At 70.8% G+C, this 19,511-nt stretch carries 16 protein-coding genes and 2 pseudogenes; 10 read left to right on the top strand and 8 right to left on the bottom strand.

The window, feature by feature from the left end:
• The first annotated feature begins 5 nt into the window (after positions 1-5).
• A pseudogene (locus AC4IHM_RS13705) lies at positions 6-1,678 on the top strand (serine/threonine-protein kinase).
• 294 nt (positions 1,679-1,972) lie between these two features.
• On the opposite strand, the gene AC4IHM_RS13700 reads toward AC4IHM_RS13705, so the two are convergent.
• Positions 1,973-6,538, bottom strand: a complete 4,566-nt coding sequence (locus AC4IHM_RS13700; protein ID WP_490867322.1) for a type VII secretion EssC family protein — start codon at positions 6,536-6,538, stop codon at positions 1,973-1,975.
• A 287-nt stretch (positions 6,539-6,825) separates the two neighbouring features.
• On the opposite strand from AC4IHM_RS13700, the gene AC4IHM_RS13695 reads away from it, so the two are divergent.
• Positions 6,826-7,128, top strand: coding sequence for a WXG100 family type VII secretion target (locus AC4IHM_RS13695; RefSeq protein WP_490867321.1), 303 nt, complete (start codon positions 6,826-6,828; stop codon positions 7,126-7,128).
• 75 nt (positions 7,129-7,203) lie between these two features.
• Here the strand turns inward: AC4IHM_RS13695 and AC4IHM_RS13690 are convergent, their stop codons facing one another.
• From AC4IHM_RS13690 to AC4IHM_RS13660, 7 genes and pseudogenes are all read right to left on the bottom strand, one after another.
• Positions 7,204-7,935: a hypothetical protein gene (locus AC4IHM_RS13690; protein WP_490867320.1), complete on the bottom strand. Its 732-nt coding sequence runs from the start codon at positions 7,933-7,935 to the stop codon at positions 7,204-7,206.
• Positions 7,936-7,975: 40 nt separating this feature from the next.
• Positions 7,976-8,896 carry a hypothetical protein gene (locus AC4IHM_RS13685; protein WP_490867319.1) on the bottom strand — a complete coding sequence of 307 codons (921 nt, stop codon included), beginning with the start codon at positions 8,894-8,896 and terminating at the stop codon, positions 7,976-7,978.
• A gap of 55 nt (positions 8,897-8,951) precedes the next feature.
• Entirely contained in the window at positions 8,952-10,172 is a 1,221-nt protein-coding gene (locus AC4IHM_RS13680; protein WP_490867318.1) for an enoyl-CoA hydratase/isomerase family protein, read from the bottom strand.
• 2 nt (positions 10,173-10,174) lie between these two features.
• Positions 10,175-10,480, bottom strand: coding sequence for a hypothetical protein (locus AC4IHM_RS13675; protein WP_490867317.1), 306 nt, complete (start codon positions 10,478-10,480; stop codon positions 10,175-10,177).
• An 83-nt stretch (positions 10,481-10,563) separates the two neighbouring features.
• Positions 10,564-10,740, bottom strand: a complete 177-nt coding sequence (locus AC4IHM_RS13670) for a hypothetical protein (RefSeq protein ID WP_490867316.1) — start codon at positions 10,738-10,740, stop codon at positions 10,564-10,566.
• A gap of 201 nt (positions 10,741-10,941) precedes the next feature.
• Positions 10,942-12,028: pseudogene (locus AC4IHM_RS13665) on the bottom strand (hypothetical protein).
• Positions 12,025-12,690, bottom strand: a complete 666-nt coding sequence (locus AC4IHM_RS13660) for a hypothetical protein (protein WP_490867315.1) — start codon at positions 12,688-12,690, stop codon at positions 12,025-12,027. The pseudogene AC4IHM_RS13665 and the gene AC4IHM_RS13660 overlap by 4 nt, the downstream one beginning before the upstream one ends.
• A gap of 568 nt (positions 12,691-13,258) precedes the next feature.
• Here AC4IHM_RS13660 and AC4IHM_RS13655 point away from each other — a divergent pair.
• The 8 genes from AC4IHM_RS13655 (at position 13,259) to AC4IHM_RS13620 (ending at position 19,492) form a co-directional block, all read left to right on the top strand.
• A complete protein-coding gene (locus AC4IHM_RS13655) occupies positions 13,259-13,975 on the top strand; it encodes a hypothetical protein (RefSeq protein WP_490867314.1) in 717 nt (238 codons plus the stop codon).
• Positions 13,976-13,992: 17 nt separating this feature from the next.
• Entirely contained in the window at positions 13,993-14,871 is an 879-nt protein-coding gene (locus tag AC4IHM_RS13650; protein ID WP_490867313.1) for a hypothetical protein, read from the top strand.
• Positions 14,868-16,175 (top strand): TadA family conjugal transfer-associated ATPase, encoded by a 1,308-nt coding sequence (locus tag AC4IHM_RS13645; RefSeq protein WP_490867312.1) that lies wholly within the window; start codon positions 14,868-14,870, stop codon positions 16,173-16,175. The genes AC4IHM_RS13650 and AC4IHM_RS13645 overlap by 4 nt, the downstream gene beginning before the upstream one ends.
• 5 nt (positions 16,176-16,180) lie before the next feature.
• Entirely contained in the window at positions 16,181-17,227 is a 1,047-nt protein-coding gene (locus AC4IHM_RS13640) for a type II secretion system F family protein (RefSeq protein WP_490867311.1), read from the top strand.
• The gene (locus AC4IHM_RS13635; RefSeq protein WP_490867310.1) at positions 17,224-18,144 is read left to right on the top strand and encodes a type II secretion system F family protein; all 921 of its coding nucleotides are present in this window, start codon (positions 17,224-17,226) and stop codon (positions 18,142-18,144) included. Before AC4IHM_RS13640 ends, AC4IHM_RS13635 begins: the two co-directional genes overlap by 4 nt.
• Positions 18,145-18,272: 128 nt before the next feature.
• Positions 18,273-18,533, top strand: coding sequence for a hypothetical protein (locus AC4IHM_RS13630; protein WP_393801624.1), 261 nt, complete (start codon positions 18,273-18,275; stop codon positions 18,531-18,533).
• Positions 18,534-18,583: 50 nt separating this feature from the next.
• The gene (locus tag AC4IHM_RS13625) at positions 18,584-19,057 is read left to right on the top strand and encodes a TadE family protein (protein ID WP_490870828.1); all 474 of its coding nucleotides are present in this window, start codon (positions 18,584-18,586) and stop codon (positions 19,055-19,057) included.
• Positions 19,058-19,492, top strand: coding sequence for a TadE/TadG family type IV pilus assembly protein (locus AC4IHM_RS13620; RefSeq protein WP_490867309.1), 435 nt, complete (start codon positions 19,058-19,060; stop codon positions 19,490-19,492).
• Positions 19,493-19,511 lie beyond the last annotated feature (19 nt).

The raw sequence follows: 19,511 nt of genomic DNA, 5'->3' as shown, positions 1-19,511 counted from the left end.
ACGCCATGCGGCCGCTCGAAGTCGACGAACCCACCGTCGTGGGGCCCTACCGGCTGCTCGGCCGACTGGGCTCCGGCGGGATGGGCCGGGTCTACCTGGGACGCAGCGCCGGGGGCCGCACGGTCGCGGTGAAGATCGTGCACCCGCACTTCGCGCTGGACGAGGAGTTCCGGGCCCGGTTCCGCCGGGAGGTGGACGCCGCGCGCCGGGTGGGCGGCGCCTGGACCGCCCCCGTCCTGGACGCGGACCCCGGGGCACGGGTGCCGTGGGTCGCCACGGCGTACGCGGCCGGACCGTCCCTGACCGGGGCCGTCGCGGACGACGGCCCGCTGCCCGTCCACTCGGTACGGGCACTCGGCGCGGGCCTCGGCGAGGCGCTGGCCGCGGTCCACGAGCTGGGCCTCGTCCACCGGGACGTCAAGCCGTCCAACGTCCTGCTCACCCTCGACGGCCCCCTCCTGATCGACTTCGGCATCGCCCGCGCCACCGACGGCACCGCCTCCCTGACCTCGACGGGCGTCTCCATCGGCTCACCCGGCTACATGTCGCCCGAGCAGATCCTCGGCCGGGGCGTCACGGGCGCGGCGGACGTTTCTCGCTGGGCGCGGTGCTGGCGTACGCGACGACGGGGCGCCCGCCCTTCGCCGGGGACTCCTCGGCCGCGCTGCTCTACAAGGTCGTCCACGAGGAGCCCCGGCTCGACGGCCTGGACGGGGAGCTGCGCGAGCTGGTCGCGGCCTGCCTCGCGAAGGACCCGGCCGCCCGCCCGGCCCCCGGCGAGGCGGCCCGGCGGCTCGCTCCCGAGGGCGCGGCGCGACTGGTGAGCGGCGGCTGGCTGCCGGGGGCGCTGGTGGAGCGGGTCAGCCGGAGCGCCGTACACCTGCTGAACCTGGACGCCGCGCGGTCGGCCCCGGGCGCCGAGGCCTCGCAGGAGCCGGCTTCGGGCCCGGTCGGATTCAGCCGGCCGTCCGTCACAGCGCCCGGCGAGAGCACCCCGGCACCCCTCGCGGGCACCTTCGGACCACCACCGGTGATGCCGCCGCCGGGCGTGGCGCCGGCATCCGGGGCGGCTCCCGCGCCCGTGCCCGGACCGCGGGACGGTGGTCGCCCGCCGGGCGGGCTCGCCCTGTCCGTGGCGGCGGCGTCCACGCGGGGCGCCGGTGGCCGTGGGCGGCGGCTCAGCTGCACCGTGGCACTCGCGGTGGCGGGAGCGCTGGCGGTGGTGACCGTCGGCTCGGTGTTCCTCATGGACCTGCTGCCGGGCGAGAGCGGTGAGGGCACCCCCGGCGCCGGCGACGCCGCCACGCACGCGCCGTCCACCCCCGGCCGCGTGCCCGAGCGCTACCTCGGCACCTGGGAGGGCCGGGCCGCCGCCCTGGACGGCAAGCTGCCGCTGGGCACCTTCCGCATCACGATCAAACAGGCGGACATCGGCCAGGAGCTGGGCAGACTGCACGAGACCGACGTACTGGGCGGCGTCTGTGTCGACGTACTGACGCTGAAGAAGGTCACCGGCAAGCAGATCGTCGCCGCGTCCGTCGGCGCGAAGGGCAACCACGACGGCTGCAACCCTGCGCTCACGACCGTCCGTTTCACCCCGGTCGGGGACGACCTCGACTACGCCTCCGACAGCGAGGAGTCGGGACGGCCCGAGGCACGGTTGTCGAAGATCAAGTAGCCGGCGGAGCGGCCTCCTCGGCCTCCTCCGCCTCGCGCCGGGAGAGGTGCCTCACCAGCAGGGTGATCAGTACGGCGGCCACGGCCACGGTGGCGAGCACGCCGACGCCCGACAGACCCGGGAAGCCTCGTGCACCCAGCGGGCCTCGCCCACGCGGTGGCGGTCGGCGTCCCAACACCCGGTCCCGGCGGCTGGTGTCGGGAGGCCCGGCGTTGCGCGGCCGGCCGGGCCGGTGCTCGTAGCGCGGGGCGGGCCCCATCGCCTTCCGTCGCTTCGGCCGTGCCGATCCCCCGCTCACCCCGGCACGACGACGGTGCGCAGCTCTCCGTCCCCGAGGTGCAGCATGCCCTTGCCGGGGGTGATCTGGCCGCCGACCATGCCGCGGGAGACGCGCAGGCCGATGAGGTCGCCGCTGGAGGACTCCTGCGGGGAGAGCAGGATGCCCCGGCGGGCCTTCTTCGCGTCCACCTGCCAGCCGGAGAAGCCGCTGCACACGTCCTCCTCGTCACCGGCGATGACGAGGGCGAGGCCGCGTTCGGCACCCCGGGAGACGATCTTCTTCAGCTGGCTCTCGGCATCGCAGTCCTCCAGGATCTCGCCGTCGTCGACCAGGACGGCGATCGGCTCCTGCGGGCTCGCCCCGTCGATGAGTTCCTCGAACTCGTCCTCGTCGATGTCGTCGCCGGTGAAGACCTTCAGCACGCCGTCCGCGCCGTCCAGTCGACGCAACGGCGACTGCCGGGGCGCGGCGACGACGAGGCGGGTGCCCTGGGTGAGGAAGGAGTTCGCGACGTTCATCAGCACCGTGGAGCGGCCCGACTTGGCCGGACCCGCGATGACGAACGCCGGTACGCCGTCCGCGAGATCGGGGCCGAAGCCGACGATCTCGTCGCCGCCGATGCCCACCAGCGCCCACAGCCTGGAGCGGGACGCCTCCGGGTCGCGCAGCTCCCACGCCTCGGTGAAGGAGATCCGGCTGGGCAGGCTGTCGACGCGGAACGGGCGCCGGGCGCGCGGCACTTCGGCGTCGCGCACCGCCGCGGCCTCGCCGATCGCGGTCAGCGCGGCCGCCTGGCCCTGCCCGGTGGTGTCCTCGGCGAGCAGCGCGAACTGGGTCTCCGTACCGGCCTCGTTGCGAAAAGCGCGGCCCGGCGGGATCTCCTCGGGCACCTTGCGGGTCGGGATGCCGAGGGAGGAGAAGTCGCTGCGGTCGGCAAGGCGCAGGCCGTACTTGTCCTCGGTGAGGGTCGCGATGCGGCCGACGAGGAGGGTGCGGTCACCGGTGAGGACCAGGTGGATGCCGACGCTGGCGCCCTCGCGCATCATCGTCTGCAACTCGTCGGTCAGCGAGCCGTGGTCGACCTCGCCGAGGGTGGGCACCCAGCCCTCCCAGCGGTCCAGCAGGACGACGATGTGCGGCAGCCGCTCGTCCTCGCCGGCCGCCGCCCGCTGCTCGCCGATGTCGGCATAGCCCTTGTCGGCCAACAGATCCTGGCGGCGCGAGAGTTCGCCCTTGAGCCGGTTGACGAGCCGTACCACGCGCTCGGTCTGGTTGCGGCCGACGACCGCGCCGCAGTGCGGCAGCCGGGTCAGCGCGTTGAGCGCGCCGTTGCCGCAGTCGATGCCGTACAGGTGGACGTCGGCGACGGAGTGGGTGCGGGCCAGCGAGCCCGCGATGGTGCGCAGCACCTGGGACCGGCCGCTGCGCGGGGCGCCGCCGATCATCAGATGGCCGAAGCTCGCGAAGTCGACGACGACCGGGCGGCGGGCCTGGTCGGAGGGCAGGTCCTCGATGCCGTACGGGGCGGGCGGCAGCTTGCCCGGGGCGGCGCCGGAGAGGGCCGGGACCTCGATCTCGTCCAGCAGCAGCGTCTCGTCGAGCGCCGGCAGCCAGGGGCTGTGCTGGGCGGGGATGCCGAGCGACCGGTTGGCGTCGCGCACGGCGTCCACGAGCACCTTGAGGTCGGTGATCTCGTCGTCCTCGCGGGACTCGGACTTCGGCTTGGCCAGCGCGGCCCGGCCGAGGTCCGCCCAGTCCAGCGGGCCCACCCAGGGGGCGAGCGCGGCGGGGTCGGCGGCACCCGGCCTGCGGCCTCCCACCCGGCCCGACTGGAAGGGGACCAGGGAGGAGTGGCCGAGGCGGACGTAGGCGCGGCCGGGGGTGCTCTTGGAGATGTGACCGGCCTCCGGGGAGTCGATGACGTCGCTCGACTCGCTGCCGTCGGTCACGCGCAGCGCGATCCGCAGGTTGGTGTTGGCGCGGATCTCGGGGGAGACGACACCGCTGGGCCGCTGGGTGGCCAGCAGCAGGTGGATGCCGAGGGAACGGCCCCGCTGGGCGATGTTGACGAGGCCGGTCACGAAGTCGGGCAGGTCGCGCACCATGGACGCGAACTCGTCGATGACGATGAGCAGTCGCGGCACGGAGACGTGCGAGGGATCCCTCCTGACCAGATCCTGGTAGTCCTCGATGTCCTTGGCGTCGGCGGCGGCGAGGATGTGCTCGCGCCGCTTCAGCTCGGCGCCCAGCGACTCCAGGGCCCGTTCGACGAGATGCGCGTCGAGGTCGGTGACCATGCCGACGGTGTGCGGCAGCTTCACACAGTCCTTGAACGCGGAGCCGCCCTTGTAGTCGACGAGGACGAAGGTCATGTTCTCGGGCGTGTTGGCGACCGCCAGGGCCGCCACGATGGTCTGCAGCAGCTCGGACTTGCCGGAACCGGTCGTACCGGCGATGAGCCCGTGCGGGCCGTCCTTGCGCATGTCGATGCCGAAGGGACCGTCGTAGGACTCACCGATGACGGCCATCGTCGACTGCCCGCCCATCCGCCACCGGGCGCTGATCGCGTCGGCCGTCGGCGGCTCCAGCTGGAGCACGTCGAGGAGCCGGCTGGAGCCGGGCAGCGCGGAGTCCTCGGTCTCGCCGCTGATGTCGCGCAGCGCGGACATCGCGCGCGCCAGGCGCAGACACCAGGCGGGGGTGACGAGGTCGGGCCGTACGTCCGCGATCCGCTCGGCGCCCGCCTCCTCGACGCGCAGCCGCAACTTCTCGGTGGGCGCCCGCTGTTCGCTCTCCACGGTGGCACCGGTGTGCCAGGCCTGGAAGGACGGGAACCCGCCGGAGACCTGCTGGGGCCGCTGCTCGTTCTGCCGCTGCCCGGTCTCCTCGGCCTTGGGCTCGGCGACGACGAAGGCCTGGCACTCGCCGGGCAGGAAGCGCTCCTCGGCGTCGAGGCAGACGGCGAAGATGGACACCGACGGCCCCTCGCGCAGCAGCCGCACGACACCCGGCAGCGACCGCAGCCGCCGCGACCCGTCCCATACGACGACGATGTCCGGGTCGCTGAAGCTCGACGCCTGCCCGCCGCCCTTCTGCTCCGCGGCCTTCTTGCGCGCGTCGAGGAGCTGCGTGAGTTCGCCGACGCGGGCGCCGACCGTCTCGGCGTCGGTGCCGATGAGGACGTTGACGTCCTGGCCGCCGGAGGGCCGGGAGTGCGGCAGCCAGCGGACCCAGTCCCACTCGGGCTGGGCGGAGTTCTCGCTGAGCACGTAGAACTGCACGTCCATGGGGCTGTGCAGCGCGGCGGTCTGGGCGACGGCCCACCGGCCGAGGGACCGTGCGCTGTCGCCGGGGCCCGCGATGCCGACGACGCCGAGCGAACGCAGGTTGAGCGCGACGGGCGCGTCCTCGATCTTCCAGGTGACCTGCCTGCGGTGGTCGTCCTGCTCGGGGTCGTCGAGCACGACCTCGGAGGGCAGTTGGCCGGTGCCGACGCGCAGCAGCAGGTGGTCGCGGTCCGTGCGGCGCCGCTCCCACAGCCGGGTGCGGGGCCCGGTCGCCACCGAGAGCACGGTCGCCGGGTCGGGTATCGCGTGCCGCCGGTCGTCGCGTTCGGCGACCAGCGCGTCCTGCGCGTCCTTCTCGATCCGCGTCTTCTGCTCCTCGTACTCCTTGACCTGCTTGGCATGGGACTTGCGCCCGTGCTTCTTGTCGTTGAAGTAGTTGGCGAAGAGCAGGATCGGGCTGAGGCCCGCCATGATCAGGTAGTACCAGCGCTGGAAGACCAGCACGGCCACGACGGAGCCGACCAGCGGGGTCAGCGCCATCAGCCAGGGCAGCGGCCGGGCCTCGTACTCGCGGGGCGGCGACGGCAGCCGGAAGTTGGTCTGCCGCTGCGGCGGGCGCAGCCGGGGCGGCCGGTTGTAGTCCAGCCCGACCCCGTCCTCGGACCACTTGAGCGCGGCGTTGGGAGGCGCGTACCGGGCCAGTTCGACCAGTGAGTTGCCGACGCCGATCTGCGCGCCGAGCGGCCACTCGTCGCCGTCCCGGTCCTTCACGCTCTCGCCGTCGAGGGTGACGCCCTCCTTGTCGGCGTGCACGGCGACCTCGCAGGTGCCGTCGGTGGACACGGAGAGGGTCAGGGCGCGGGCGTCGACCTCCGGATCGTCGATACGGACGTATGCCGCGGGTCCGCTGCCGATGTCGTACTTGCCCACGCCGAGCCGGTGCACGAACCCGGCGCCGGGCCCGCCGACGACCCGCAGCTCCACGAGTCCGGTGGGCTCCCCGGGCAGGCAACCGGACGGATCCTGGAGGGAGACGACGGCCCCCTCCCGCAACGGCGACCCGACGACCGTGGCGGACGGATCGACGGCGTACCCGTCGACGTAGACGAGGGGCGCGTTGCCCGCGGGTGCCCGGCGCTGCTGTCCGATGGGGATGACCTGCGCGCCCGATACCCCGACCTGCTTGGCCAGTTCCTCGGCGATGTCCCCCACGGTGGACTCGGGATCGGCGTCGAGCACGACGTCGGCGGCGCCCCCGCCGAACGGGTCGACGACGGTCAGAGTCAGTCGCACGCTTGTCCTCCCCCAGGCGGCCCCCGTGTCCGCTTCCGCAACGCGGCGCACAGTCCCAGGCGACGATATCCGTTGGGTGTCGCGGTCGGGCAACAGGGCGGTGACCGGACGTTCCCGATGGCAACGCGGGGATGTGACACCAGAAGTCACCCCCGTAAGCTGCTGCCTCAAGAGCGGACGATCACACCGGTCGTCGGGTGCGCCCGGTTTGACCGGTGCGTCGGTTCGGTCCGCAAACAAGGAGCCACGGGGGTTGGCCCTGCGGCGTTGTGAGAGGAAGCGGCTTCATGGCCAAGGACCTTGACATCACATACCAGGACATGCGGGAAGCTGCCAAGCATGTCGTGAAGGAGAAGGAAAAGCTCCAGGAGAAGCTCGACGGCCTCCGCAAGTACATCGCCAACCTGGTCGAGGGGGGCTATGTCACGAAGTCCTCCTCGAAGGCCTTCGACGAGAACTTCGACGATTTCACCAAGGGCGCGAAGGAAACCCTCGACGGCCTCGACGGCATGGGCGACTACCTCACCACGGCCGCCGACAAGTTCGAACAGATCGACGAGGAACTGGCCAAGCAGGCGCGGAGCAAGTAGGGCCGGACGTACGACGGTTCGCCCGGCACGCCGAAACTACCGCGCGCGCCGGGCGGACGCCGGGTCCTCCGGGTTTCATGGCCGGCCGGCTTCTGGTTGTTCTCCGGCCGCCTCGGCAGGGTCATGAAAGGAGAGCGTCCGGAGAATGGCCGACATCAGGTGGTAGATGTCGCTCCAGTGGTCCATGGACGCCGTGTGGAGGGTGAACACCGCGGTGTACGGCCCCGTGGGAAAAGGGACGTGCGCCTGTATCTGGCCGGTGAGGAGTTTCACCTCTTCGGAGTTGGCGGTCACGTCCGGGCCGAAGGTGTACTCCCGAAGGGTGACGCAGGACACTGCGGGCCCGCAGGGAAGATCGACCCAGATGACGTCGTTGTACGGGTCGGCGGCCAGGGTCGCGAGAATTCCCTGCGCCACGATGTCCGTGTCGCCCGCGGCCTGGTCCGTGGGGACGATTCCCACCGTGAAGGCGCACTGCGCAACGCCTTCGGCGGGTTCGTGGCGATTCACATCGGCACTTGAGGCGCCGTCGTCCTCCGCGGTGGAGAACAGGCCCAACGCGGCGTAGGAGAGACCCGCGTTCCCCATCATCTCCGCTATGGCCGCGTAGTAGGGAGCGGCGGGATCCCAGATGCGCTCGTCGCCCCGTGAGTACAGCTCCCGCACGAATGCCGAGGCTGCCCGGCTTCGCTCCTCGGGGGTGGCGGCCAGCGGGAGGGCGAAGAGCCCTTCCGGGGCGATGAACCAGAGGGGCGGAAGGCCGTCGGCCGCGAAGACGGCGTGCGGAGTGGGTGTGGCAGAGGTCATGTGACGTCGTGGGCCGTTCTCGTCCGGTGCGAAGCAGATGTCAGGTCAGGAAGTCGTCCGGGTGATACTCGGTCAGCTTGAGTTCGACGCCGTCGCCGTTCATGACGGTGTGAAGACCGGAGTGCCCGAAGAATGCGTGGATCGTGCTCGGAGCCAGGACCTCGACGCGGTAACAGCCGCAGGGATGCGACTTGACGAGCGGTGGCCGCGCGTCCGGTGCTTGTGCCGAGGCGAACCGCTCCGCCGTCTCCCGCTGAGCGGGCGTCAGCGACTCCAGCGGAATGAAATCGGGGGGTTCGATCAGGTAGCGGGTGAGTCTCTCCCGATTGGTGCTGCTGAGCCTGGTCCAGGAGCCGTCCGTGAAGACGACCTTGACGTCCTGACCGGTCTTGAAATCACGCAACTCCACGTTCGCGATGGCGGACCGGGGGACCTCCCACAGGTGCTCGTCCTCGATGAGCGAGTCGTTTCCCTTCACGTACGGAAAACCCACGACGACCAGTCGGCGGTCGGTGACGACCGCGTGGGTGCGGTAGTCGTCCGAGGAGGAACGGGCCGGGTCCAACTGCCAGGGCAGGGTGCGGGCCGTCGTACCCGGAGCGGCCCAGACGACCGGGAAGTCCTCCACCTCGTCCGCCCGGTCGAGAGGGACGTCCGAACCGGCACGCCCCGACGGGCCGCCGACGCTGCCGCCCTGGGAGGAGAGCGCGCCCCAGATCAGGGCCCCCGCGGCGATGGCCGTGCCCTTGAGGGTGTTCAGTGCTGCCGCTCCCGGTACGGAGCGGGCCGTGTACGTCGGTCCCTGCGGCCAGCCGGCCTGTTCCAGCCGGTCCTGGATGTCGTGCCGTTCTGTGTCGCGAAACCAGCGCATTCCCTTGACGCGCATGGCCGCACCCGAGGCGAACACGACAGGGGCACGGGCGAGGAGCGTCTCACCCGATGGGGGCAGCCAGAGCTTCATGGGTGTGGGTCTTCCTTCGCGGCGGACACGAGAGTGATGTTCTCCTGCAGAAGATTCAGTCGGCGGTCACATGTCCGTAGATCTTCGGCGCGACCTTGAGTCCGGCATCCAGGGCTATGCCGGTGGCGCCGAACGGATTCATGCTCACCCCAGGGATGAGGTTGGCGCCCTTGGTCCCGATCAACTGCCCCTGGTGGTAACCCGCGACGGAGAGACCACCCATCCGTGACATCAGGCCGCTGGTCGCGTGGGCGACTTCGTAGACGTTGTCGGACATCCCGCCGATCTTCACCAGGCCCGCCTTCCCCAGGCCGCCGGCGATATTGGCTGATTCCTCGCCGAAGGAGAGCATGATGCGGGCACGTCCGACGCCGGTGGCCTGGAACCCCTTGCCCAGTCTGCCTGCGGTGGTGGCCGCCTTGGCCGCGCCGATCACCTTCACGCCCTTGCCGAACATGCCGATGCCCGGCAGCAGCCCCACGGCGTCGAGTCCGAGCTGTGCCCAGCCGACGTTGGCGCCCGCTGCCTTCGCCACTGCGTGGGTTGCCAGTGACAACCCGGCGCCGATGAGAGCGGCCGTGCCGAAGATCGCCGCCAGGGGCGGGAACGGGAGGGTGACGATGGCCAGCATGCCCAGCACCGCCGTGATGTCGCTGAGCAGGTCACCGATCGCCTTGATCAGATCGGCGTGTTCCTTCAGCCAGTCGCCGGTGGCGTCCCAGGCGTCGGCGATGCCCTTGCCGAGCTTGTCCCAGAAGCCGGGCTCGTCGGGGGCGAGGCCGGCGGCCTTGTCCAGTTCCTTGCCGATGCGGCGGGCCGCCTCCTTGAAGCGCTCCTCAAGGTCGTGAACCTTCTGGACGACCCCGTCGACCGCGCTGGACGCCTCGCCGAGTTCCTTGCTGCCCTTGCCCTCCGCCTTCGCCTCGGCGTCGGCCCTCTCGTCGAGCTTCTCCCCGGCCGACTTCTCCAGCCGGTTCGCCTCGTCCTGGAAATCCTTCAGCTCGTCGGACCAGCGGTGGAGTGCGCGTGAGGCCTTGTCGAAGGACTCGAAGCTCTTGCGGATGAGCGGGGTGACGTCCTCGCCGATGTACTCCGTGAAGGCGACCGCGGTCTTGCCCTTCCAGGCGCCGCACTCGATGCGCTCGAGTTCCCGCACCGCGGTGCCCAGGTCACTGGCCAGGCTGCCGAGCTTCTTGGCGAGGCCGCGGGTGTCCTCGACGTCTCCCGGGGTGGGATCCCAGCCGATGTTGGGGAACGCGGGGCGCGTACCGGCCACGTCTACTTGCCCTTCTTCGCCCTGGCGGTCTTGAGGGACTCGGCCAGTTCCAGGTCGAGCTTGCCGAAGGTGTCGCCGATGTGGTTGATCATCTTCACGGCGCCCTGTGTGTGCTTGCCCAACTGCTTGACGCCGTAGCCCCATTCATCGGCGAAGTCCTGTACGTCCTCGACGAGCCCGGGTTCTCCGACGGCCGAGGCGTCGGTGCCGCGCAAGGTGCGGCGCGTTGCTTCCATGCGGTCGCTGATGGAGGAGAACGTCTCCTTCAGGTGCTGGAAGATGGTGTCGTCGAGTGTCAGGTCGCTCATGCGGCGTTCCGGTTCCCTCCGGGCATTGGGGCAAGCTCACCGACCGTATCGACCAGTTGCCGACTTTCGCCAGCGCGAACAGGTCAGGACGGGGGCAGCCGCATCGGATGCTTGTGGATCTCGCTGCGCTTTTCTTCGGTGACGACAGTCAGCCAGGACCCGTCGGAGAACACGACGCGGAGCCTGTCACTGGGGTGGACGCCGAGCAGCGGGTCCTCCACGCGGGCCTGTGACGCGGGAATCGCGGCAACGACCACCATGCGCTCCGTCCGCCGGACGGACACCCGTTTGGGAGGAGCGGCCGGCACGATGCGGTCCGGTGTCAGTACCAGCAGACGTTCGGGGTGCGACGAGTGCCCGTACCAACGCACCAGGAACCGCCCGGCCGCCGCCCAGTCCCCGTCGAAGAGCTGGTCCAGTCCGTGAGCGGCGACGCGTTCTTGCGAGGCCGGCGTGTCCCATCAGCGGTTGACAGCCTGAATCTCCTGGACGGTGACCGCCTGCGTGGTCCCGAACGTCCCGTCGGGCAGGTCCCCGCCTGCGCCGCCGGTGCCGGTCCAGGCGATCTCCCAGGTGATGGTGGCCCGGAGATCGTAGGTGTCGTCGCCGGACGAGCGGAGGTACTTGATTCCGCAGGGCGGAGTCCGGTCGGCCTTGCCCTTGGCGTAGGGCTCCCCGATGGAACCGTCGGCGTCGATGACGCACGCGCCGGATGCCGGGTAGGTCTCGGCGTCCTTGGTTCCCGGCTCCAGCTTGAGGGACACGGGCTTCGCGGTCGTGGTGGCCTGGAGGGCGAAGCCCGGGGCGTTGATCGCCGCCGTGGCCTGGACCTCGTGGAAGTCGGCCTTGTCGAGCCAGGCCCAGGTCGGCAGGTTCACCTTCGTGGTCTGCGCCGGGGCGAGGGTGACCTCGGTGTCGGGGAGTTCCATGTGCTGGTAGGCGAGGGCGGCGAGTATCTCCGGGGTGATGGCCTGCTCGTACTGGGGCGGTGGCGCCTCACCGTTGTCGACCCAGAAGGGCAGCTCGGTGCAGGAACTCCGCTTGAGTACGTCGGGCTCGTCGGGATTCTCGACACCGGCCCAGAACATCCCTTCGCCGTCCTTTTCGACGTTGTAGTCCTTGTAGCCGGGGTGGTCCTCCCAGCCGAAGTCGTCTTCGTAGTGGGCCTTCGTCTGGCCGATCGCCGCCGAGGGAGTGCCTGTCATGCCGGGTGCGGTCGCGGCTTTCTCGATGTCGGCGGACATCTTCTTCTTGAAATCCTTGGCGCCGAGGTAAGGGGCGTACCAGCAGGGCGGGGGACTCCAGTTGACGTCTGCGGAACGTCACGTTTCCCTTGCCGCCGTTCGGGGCGACGGATCCGGAGTACTGGATGCGGGCGGTGGCGTAGATGCCGGTGCTGTCGCCGCCGCCCTCCTGCTCCGTGCTGGCACCCTTGTCGTTGGCCGTCGGTTCTGCCGCGTGGGCCGGCGTCGCCACGGTGACGATGCCGAAGGCGAGCGTCAGGGTGGCAGCGGCGCTACCGAGTGCCGTACGTCGTGCCCCGTTCACCGGCACTTCTCCGCCTTCGTCTCGACGAACACCTTGGAGGCCTGCCACAGGCTCTCGGCGGTTGGGTACTTGACCATGATGATCTTGAAGTAGTCGAAGTCCGCGATGCTGGGCTCGCTCTTCAGGACCTTCCCGGTCTTGACCTCCTTGCCGTAGAACTTGCTGGAGTCCACACAGAACGCGACCTCCACCGAGTTGCCGTTCGACGCTGACCGGGTGGTGGCCTGATAGTGGCGCCGGGTGCCGGTCGCGGTCCAGCCGCCGTCGATTCTGCTGTCGATCTGAGTCTTCGCGTAGGTCAGTCCCTCGCCCGTGGCGTACGCGGCCACGGCAGCATCCTTGGACGTGCGCTTGTCGACGCCGCGGTAGATGGCGCGGAGGTAGTTCGCGGCGTCATCCATGGCGGCCGCTTCATTCTTGTCCGTCGACTCGTCCCAGTCGAAGACCAGGTTCATGTCCTTGGGAAGGGAAAGGTCCACACCGTCCGGTTTATCCTCCGCCGACGCCCCCGAGGGTGTCGCCGACTCCTTCGCCGTCTCCGAGCCCTGATCGGCGCCGGCGATCTTGTCGTTGTCCTCGGACTTGTCGCCGCCGCAAGCCGTCAGCATCAAGGCTGCTGAGGCGGCGAGCGCGGCAGCAACGGGCAAAGAGCGGCGCTTCACAGTGAACTCCCCGTGAGACAGAGGTGCGGTCGAAGGCACTGACGGTATCTGTGGCGTTCTCGGTTTCACCAGAGCGAACCACTTCGAGAACCGGCTCGAATCAGCCTGTTCTCCGAAGCCGGTGCCTGGATGTCGGTCGTCGTTGGCCAGTTTGCGCAGCTGCGGCGACAACTCCGGCACCGGTGCCCCGCCCCCCCCGTGCCGCCTCCAGCGTCCTGACGTACTCCAGCGCCTCCCCTCCCCGCAGCTGTTCCTCCCCCGTTCACGGAGGCGTGCTCAAGAGGGTTGCGCGGTCCCGAAGTTGCAGATGAGTAACGCCGCACGGGGTGAGCGGGCGAGGGGCGAAGGCGCCTTGAGGGGCTTATGTGCGGCTGATACGGTGCCATGGCTTGACACCCGCCTCGCCGCTGGCTATATGCCCAGATCGGGCGGGCACGGGTGGAGTGTCCGAATGTGCGGATGATTCGCGTACTTGGCGGGTACTCGGCGTGTACTTGGACAGTGCGTGCCCGAGTCGGCAGACAGCAGACGTGGCAGACAATTTCTTGGGTGTACGGGGAGCGGTTGCGTGAAGATCCAGGAGCGTACGGGGGCGGGCGCGGGACGTTCCGCGGCTCCGGCTCAGCCGCCGGTCGGTGACCGGCTTCCCAGCCCCCCGCGCGAGCGCAAACCGGCGCTGGCCGCGCTGGCGGTGCTGTTGATCCTGGTCGGCGCGCTGGGCGCGACCATGCTGGTGCTGCGGGCCGGGGACCGGGTGGAGGCCATCCAGTTGACGGCCGACGTCAAGGCCGGCGAGTCCATCACCAAGGACAACATCAAGTCCGTCATGGTGAACGACGACTCCGGCGCCAACTTCGTCGCCTGGTCCCAGCGCGAGGGCCTGATGAAGCTCCAGGCCAAGTCCACCCTCTACTCCGGCACCGTCGTCGTCGGTGAGATGTTCGCCGACAAGTCCGGCATGGAGCAGGGCAAGGCCACCGTCGGCGTCGCCCTCAAGGAGGGCCAGTACCCCGCCGGTCTGGACGCCGGTGACAACGTCGCCGTCTACCGCGTCGGCAGCAAGACCTCCGGCGGCGACCAGGACGGCACCTCCGGTTCGGCCGGCGCCGACAACTCCCTGCTGGTCGAGCGCGCGGTCGTCGAGTCCGCCCGGCCGGCCGGCGGTGACACCATCAGCAGCACCAACCTCCCCGTCACGCTGACCGTCGACGCCGCCGAGGCCCCGGCGCTGGCGCAGGCCGCGGCCGCCGGCGAGGTCGCCGTCGTACTGATCCCCGGCAAGTAGAAGGCGGCCCCCAAGCCATGGCCCTCATCGCCCTCGCCGCCGACAAGGGTTCCCCCGGCGTCACCACCGCCGCCGTCGCCCTCGCGGCGGTCTGGCCGCGCCGCGTCCTGCTCGCCGAGACCGACCCGGCCGGCGGCGACCTCGTGTACCGGTCGGCCGCCGCGCACGGCGGTCCGCTGAACCCGAACACCGGCATGCTGTCGATCGCCGCCACCGCCCGCCGCGGCCTCGTACCCGACCAGCTCTGGGACCACGTACAGCCGCTCAGCGGCGGCCTCGAAGTCCTCGTCGGCCTCGGCATCGCCGAGCAGGCCGCCGGACTCGCGGGCCTGTGGCCCACCCTCGGCCGGGCCTTCGCCTCCCTCGCCGACTCCCCGCACGCGCCCGCCGACGTCATCGCCGACTGCGGCCGCGTCAGCGGGGACACCCCGGCCACCGAGCTGTTCCCGCACGCCGCCCTGGTGCTGCTGATCTCCCGTACCGAACCGGAGGCCATCGCCCGCGTCCGGGACCGCGCCGCCGCCCTGTCGACCAGGCTGCACGGCGGCCCGCGCGGCGCCGGGAGCCCCGGCACACCGCTGATCGGTGTCGTCCTGGTCACCGACACGAACACCGCCGCCAAGCTCTCCGGCCAGGTCGACGACATGCTGGTGCACGCCCAGACGGGCGCCCGCGTGGTCGGCACGATCGCCGACGACCCGGCCGGCGCCGAGCAGTTGGCCGGACGCAGACGCGGGCGTCTGGAGAAGTCGCTGCTCATCCGCTCGGCCCGCAAGGTCACTTCGGACCTGTACAAGCAGTTCGGCGCCGCCTGGACCGTACCCACCGGACTCGGCGGAGCCGCCGGGCCCGACGGCGGCGCCGGTCTGGCCGGCCGCGCGGGGGCCGGGAGATGACCGCTGTCGACCACTCGTTGGTCAAGCGGTTCCGGCAGGAGGCCGGCGACCGCATCGCCGAGCAGCGCCGCCAGGACCAGGCCGGCGGCGTCACGCCGATGTCCACCGAGGACGAACGGCACTACGCGCGCGCCGTCATCGCGCAGATACTTGAGGAGTACGCCCGCGCCGAGATCAACGCCGGGCGTACGCCGCTGGACGCGGAGACGGAGGAGGCGTACGCCGCCGCCGTGCACGCCGCGCTGTTCGGCGTCGGACGGCTCCAGCCGCTCCTGGACGACCCCGAGGTCGAGAACATCGACATCAACGGCTGCGACCACGTCTTCGTCGGCTACTCCGACGGGCGCGAGGCACGCGGCGAGCCGGTCGCCGAGACCGACGAGGAACTCATCGAGCTGATCCAGATCCTCGGCGCCTACTCGGGCCTGTCCTCCCGCCCCTTCGACTCCGCCAACCCGCAGCTGGACCTCAGACTCCCGGACGGTTCGCGACTGTCGGCGGTCATGGACGTCGCCCGCCGCCCGGCGCTGTCCATCCGCCGCGCCCGCATGGGCAAGGTCTTCATCTCCGACCTGGTCGGCAACGGCACCCTCACCCCCGAACTGGGCCACTTCCTGGCCTGCGCGGTCCGTGCCCGCAAGAACATCATGATCGCCGGGGCCACCAACGCGGGCAAGACGACGCTGCTGCGCGCCCTCGCCAACGAGATCCCGCCGCAGGAGCGCCTGATCACCGTCGAGCGGGCACTCGAACTGGGCCTCGACACCTTCCCCGACCTCCACCCCAACGTGGTGGCGTTCGAGGAGCGGCTGCCCAACTCGGAGGGCCAGGGCGCCATCAGCATGGCGGAGCTGGTCCGCCGCTCCCTGCGCATGAACCCCTCCCGCGTCATCGTCGGCGAGGTGCTCGGCGACGAGATCGTGACCATGCTCAACGCGATGTCGCAGGGCAACGACGGCTCGCTCTCCACGATCCACGCCAACAGCTCGCACGAGGTCTTCAACCGCATCTCCACCTACGCCCTCCAGGCGACGGAGCGGCTGCCGATCGAGGCCAGCCAGATGCTGGTGGCCGGCGCCGTCAACTTCGTCGTCTTCGTCCAGCGGCGCAACGACTTCCAGAGCGGCGGCCGGCTCCAGCGCACGGTCACCTCGGTCCGCGAGGTCAACGGCGTCGACGGACGCGTGCTGTCCAGCGAGGTGTTCGCCGAGACGCCCGACGGCCAGATCGTCCCGCACGCCCCCATCGCCTGCCTGGAGGAACTCATCGCCTACGGCTACCGGCCCAACGGAATGTGGGGGTGAGGGACATGACCACATACACCCCGCAAGTGCCGCTCGCGGCACTGGAGTCGGCAGGCTCCATGGGCGGCCTGTTCTCCACCACGGTGCTGTACGCGCTCGTGTGCGGTGTCGCCGTCGGCGGCGGCCTCGCCCTGTTCCTCGTCGCCGTACGCGGACTGCCCGCCAAGCCGGAGCACGAGAAGCGGCAGGCGGGCGAGCGGGCGAGCGAACTGATCCGCTGGGCGGGCCGGCGCGGCTCGCTCGCCGCCATCGTCGGACTCGTCGTCCTGCTCCTGACCCGCTGGGCGGTGCTGGGCATCGCGGCCGGCATCCTCGTGTTCTTCTGGGACCGCCTCTTCGGCGGCGCCTCCGAGGAACGCGCCGCCATGAAGCGGGTCGAGGCGCTCGCCTCCTGGACGGAGTCACTGCGCGACACCATCGCCGGCGCGGTCGGCCTGGAGCAGGCCATCCCCGCCTCCGCCCGCGCCGCCGCCCCCGTACTGCGCCCGCATCTGGACGCGCTGGTCGACCGGCTGCGCTCGCGCACCCCGCTGCCCGACGCGCTCCAGCACCTCGCCGACGAGATCGACGACGCGTCCGCCGACATCATCGTGGCCGCGCTGATCCTCAACGCGCGGCTGCGCGGCCCGGGGCTGCGCCAGGTGCTCGGCGCGCTCGCCAAGTCGGCCCGCGAGGAGGTCGACATGCGTCAGCGCGTGATGGCGCAACGCGCCTCGACCCGCCGGTCGGTGCAGATCGTCGTGGCGGTGTCGGTGCTGTTCGTGCTCGGCCTGTCCATCTTCAACCGGGACTTCGTGGAGCCGTACGGCTCGCCCGTCGGCCAGCTCGTACTGGCCTGCGTGTGCGGCCTGTTCGCGCTGGGCTTCTGGTGGCTGCGCAAGCTGTCGACCATCGAGACGCCGGAACGCTTCCTGGTCCGGGACGGCGCCGGCGTCCAGTTCGTGCGCCCCCGCACACCGGGTCAGCCCGGCCACCCCGGGCAGCCCGCTCAGCGTCTGCCGCAACCGTCCCAGCCGTCGCAGGCGTCTGGGGACGAGGGGGTACGACGATGAACCTGACGATGCCGGTCCTGGTCGGCGCGGTCATCGGCCTGGGAATCTACGCGCTGGTCCGCGCCCTGATGCCGAGCAGGCGCAGCCCGATCCAGCAGGTCGCCCGGATCGACGCGATGCGGGCGCGCGGGGCGGCGTACGAGTCGTCCCGGGCGGCGAAGGACACCAGCCGCCTGGGCACGCTGCGCGCCCGGGTCGGCGCGCGGGTCGCCGAGCTGTATCTGCAACAGGGCTGGGAGCAGCGGTCGTTGCGCGCGGATCTGGCGGTGCTCGACCGCAGCTGGGAGAACTTCCTGGCGACGAAGGCGCTGCTGGCCGCGGGCGGGCTGTTCTTCGGCCCGTTCCTGTTCGCGATCGTCTGGCAGCTCGGCTTCGGCTCCGGCCCGATCATCCCGGTCTGGCTGGCGCTGCTGTGCGCGGTGCTCTTCTTCTTCCTGCCCGACCTTGAGGTGCGCAGGGACGCTGCCGAGAAGCGCCGTGACCTGCGGCGTGTGATCGGCGCCTATCTGGACCTGGTGTCCATGAGCCTGGCCGGCGGACGCGGTCTGCCCGAGGCCCTGATGGCGGCGGCCGAGGTGTCGGACGGCTGGGCCACCCACCGCATCCGCAACGCCCTGGCCGACGCGCGCATCACGGGCATCAGCCAGTGGCAGGCGCTGGGCCAGCTCGGCGAGGACCTCGGTGTCGAGGAACTGAAGGACCTCTCCGCCTCGCTCGCCCTGGTGGCGGACGACGGTGCCAAGGTCCGCGAGTCCCTCGCCTCCCGCGCCGAGACCATGCGGCACCGCGAACTCGCCGAGATCGAGGGCAGCGCGGGGGAGAAGTCCCAGTCGATGCTCGTGGCCCAACTCCTGCTGTGCGCGGGGTTCCTGGTGTTCCTGATCTATCCGGCGGCGATGCGGGTGTTTCAGGTGTGACGCGATTGATGTGTACGACGCGCATGACGCGTATGACGTGGCCCTCTCGGCTTCGAGAGAGCAGCTTCGAATCCGACCGCTCCGAGCCGTTTCGCTCCCAGAACTGACACGAGAGGACAGAACTCACCATGAACGGACGGAACTTCCGCACCGGCACCACGGGCATCGTGCCCGTGGACTTCCTGATCACCTTCCTTCGGGCCCGGGTGGAGCGCGCCCGCTCCGGCGAACTGGACCGTGGCGCGTCCGCGGTCGAGTGGGTCATCATCTCCGCGGTCGTCGTCGCGATCGTCGGCGTGGTGGCCGCCATCATCAACGCCGCGCTCAGCGAGGGCGCCAACAAGGTCGGCGACTGCATCAAGGGCGCGGACGCGGGCAAGACCTGCTGACCGGCCGTACGTACGGCGCTTACGGGGATGACGTGACGGGACTGACGGGGATGCCGGCCGGCGTGCGCGGTGTGATCGGACGGGTGCGCCGCAGGGTGGAGGCCGCGCGCAGGGCCGCGGCCACCCACGGCGACGACTCCGGCATGACCGCGATCGAGTTCGTGCTGCTGACACCGGTCCTGTTCTTCATGATCTTCGCGACGGTGCAGTTCGGGCTCTACTTCTTCGCCGACCACGTGGCGCAGGCCGCGGCCCAGGCGGGCGCGCGCAAGGCCCGTGCGACGGCCGACGCCCGGCCGGGCGCGTGGCGCGGCGAGGCGCGGGACGTGGTCGACAGCTACATCCGCCAACTCGGCCCGCAACTGGTCCTGTCGCCCGATGTGAAGACGCTCCAGCCGGAGCAGGGCACGGTCGGGGTGGAGATCACGGCACGGATCCCGACGGTGTTCCCGGGCCTGGACCTGACGGTGCACGCGCGGTCGGCGGGCCCCGTGGAGCGGTTCGTGCCGGAGGGGGAGAACTAGATGGACCTCTCCGGCGTCGCGAGCGAGCGCGACCGGCCCGCCGCGGGCGACGCGGGCCTGTCCACCGTCGAGGTGGTCATCCTGGCCCCCGTGATGATCCTCTTCATCCTCGTCCTGGTGGCCTTCGGCCAACTGGTCGACGGCCGGGGCGCCCTGGACGGCGCGGCCAGGGACGCGGCCCGCGCGGGCTCGATCCAGAAGGACCACGGCACGGCCATGGCGGAGGCGAGGAAGGCGGCCGAGTCCAACCTCGCGGACGTCTGCTCGGGACCGGTCTCGGTCGTCCAGAAGAGCGCCGGCTTCGAACCGGACACCCTCTTCACGGTCGAGGTGAGCTGCCAGGTGCGCGGCCTGGCCTCGATCGGCCTGAACATCCCGACGACGCTGTCGGCGAGCTTCAGCTCCCCGCTGGACCCGTACCGGAGGACGGCGTGAGATCTTCCGTAGGGCAGCA

Source organism: Streptomyces sp. SL06, assembly GCF_058244745.1.
The sequence above is the reverse complement of the archived record's forward strand: the minus strand, read 5'-3'. Positions and strand labels throughout refer to the sequence as shown.

What these genes read in the sequence shown, in the direction of transcription:
- AC4IHM_RS13645 (WP_490867312.1), top strand. Translation starts at nt 14,868, where the DNA reads ATGACCGCTGTCGACCACTCGTTGGTCAAGCGGTTCCGGCAGGAGGCC.
- AC4IHM_RS13690 (WP_490867320.1), bottom strand. Translation starts at nt 7,935, where the DNA reads ATGACCTCTGCCACACCCACTCCGCACGCCGTCTTCGCGGCCGACGGC.
- AC4IHM_RS13650 (WP_490867313.1), top strand. Translation starts at nt 13,993, where the DNA reads ATGGCCCTCATCGCCCTCGCCGCCGACAAGGGTTCCCCCGGCGTCACC.
- AC4IHM_RS13695 (WP_490867321.1), top strand. Translation starts at nt 6,826, where the DNA reads ATGGCCAAGGACCTTGACATCACATACCAGGACATGCGGGAAGCTGCC.
- AC4IHM_RS13625 (WP_490870828.1), top strand. Translation starts at nt 18,584, where the DNA reads ATGCCGGCCGGCGTGCGCGGTGTGATCGGACGGGTGCGCCGCAGGGTG.
- AC4IHM_RS13630 (WP_393801624.1), top strand. Translation starts at nt 18,273, where the DNA reads ATGAACGGACGGAACTTCCGCACCGGCACCACGGGCATCGTGCCCGTG.
- AC4IHM_RS13640 (WP_490867311.1), top strand. Translation starts at nt 16,181, where the DNA reads ATGACCACATACACCCCGCAAGTGCCGCTCGCGGCACTGGAGTCGGCA.
- AC4IHM_RS13685 (WP_490867319.1), bottom strand. Translation starts at nt 8,896, where the DNA reads ATGAAGCTCTGGCTGCCCCCATCGGGTGAGACGCTCCTCGCCCGTGCC.
- AC4IHM_RS13670 (WP_490867316.1), bottom strand. Translation starts at nt 10,740, where the DNA reads ATGGTGGTCGTTGCCGCGATTCCCGCGTCACAGGCCCGCGTGGAGGAC.
- AC4IHM_RS13635 (WP_490867310.1), top strand. Translation starts at nt 17,224, where the DNA reads ATGAACCTGACGATGCCGGTCCTGGTCGGCGCGGTCATCGGCCTGGGA.
- AC4IHM_RS13620 (WP_490867309.1), top strand. Translation starts at nt 19,058, where the DNA reads ATGGACCTCTCCGGCGTCGCGAGCGAGCGCGACCGGCCCGCCGCGGGC.
- AC4IHM_RS13675 (WP_490867317.1), bottom strand. Translation starts at nt 10,480, where the DNA reads ATGAGCGACCTGACACTCGACGACACCATCTTCCAGCACCTGAAGGAG.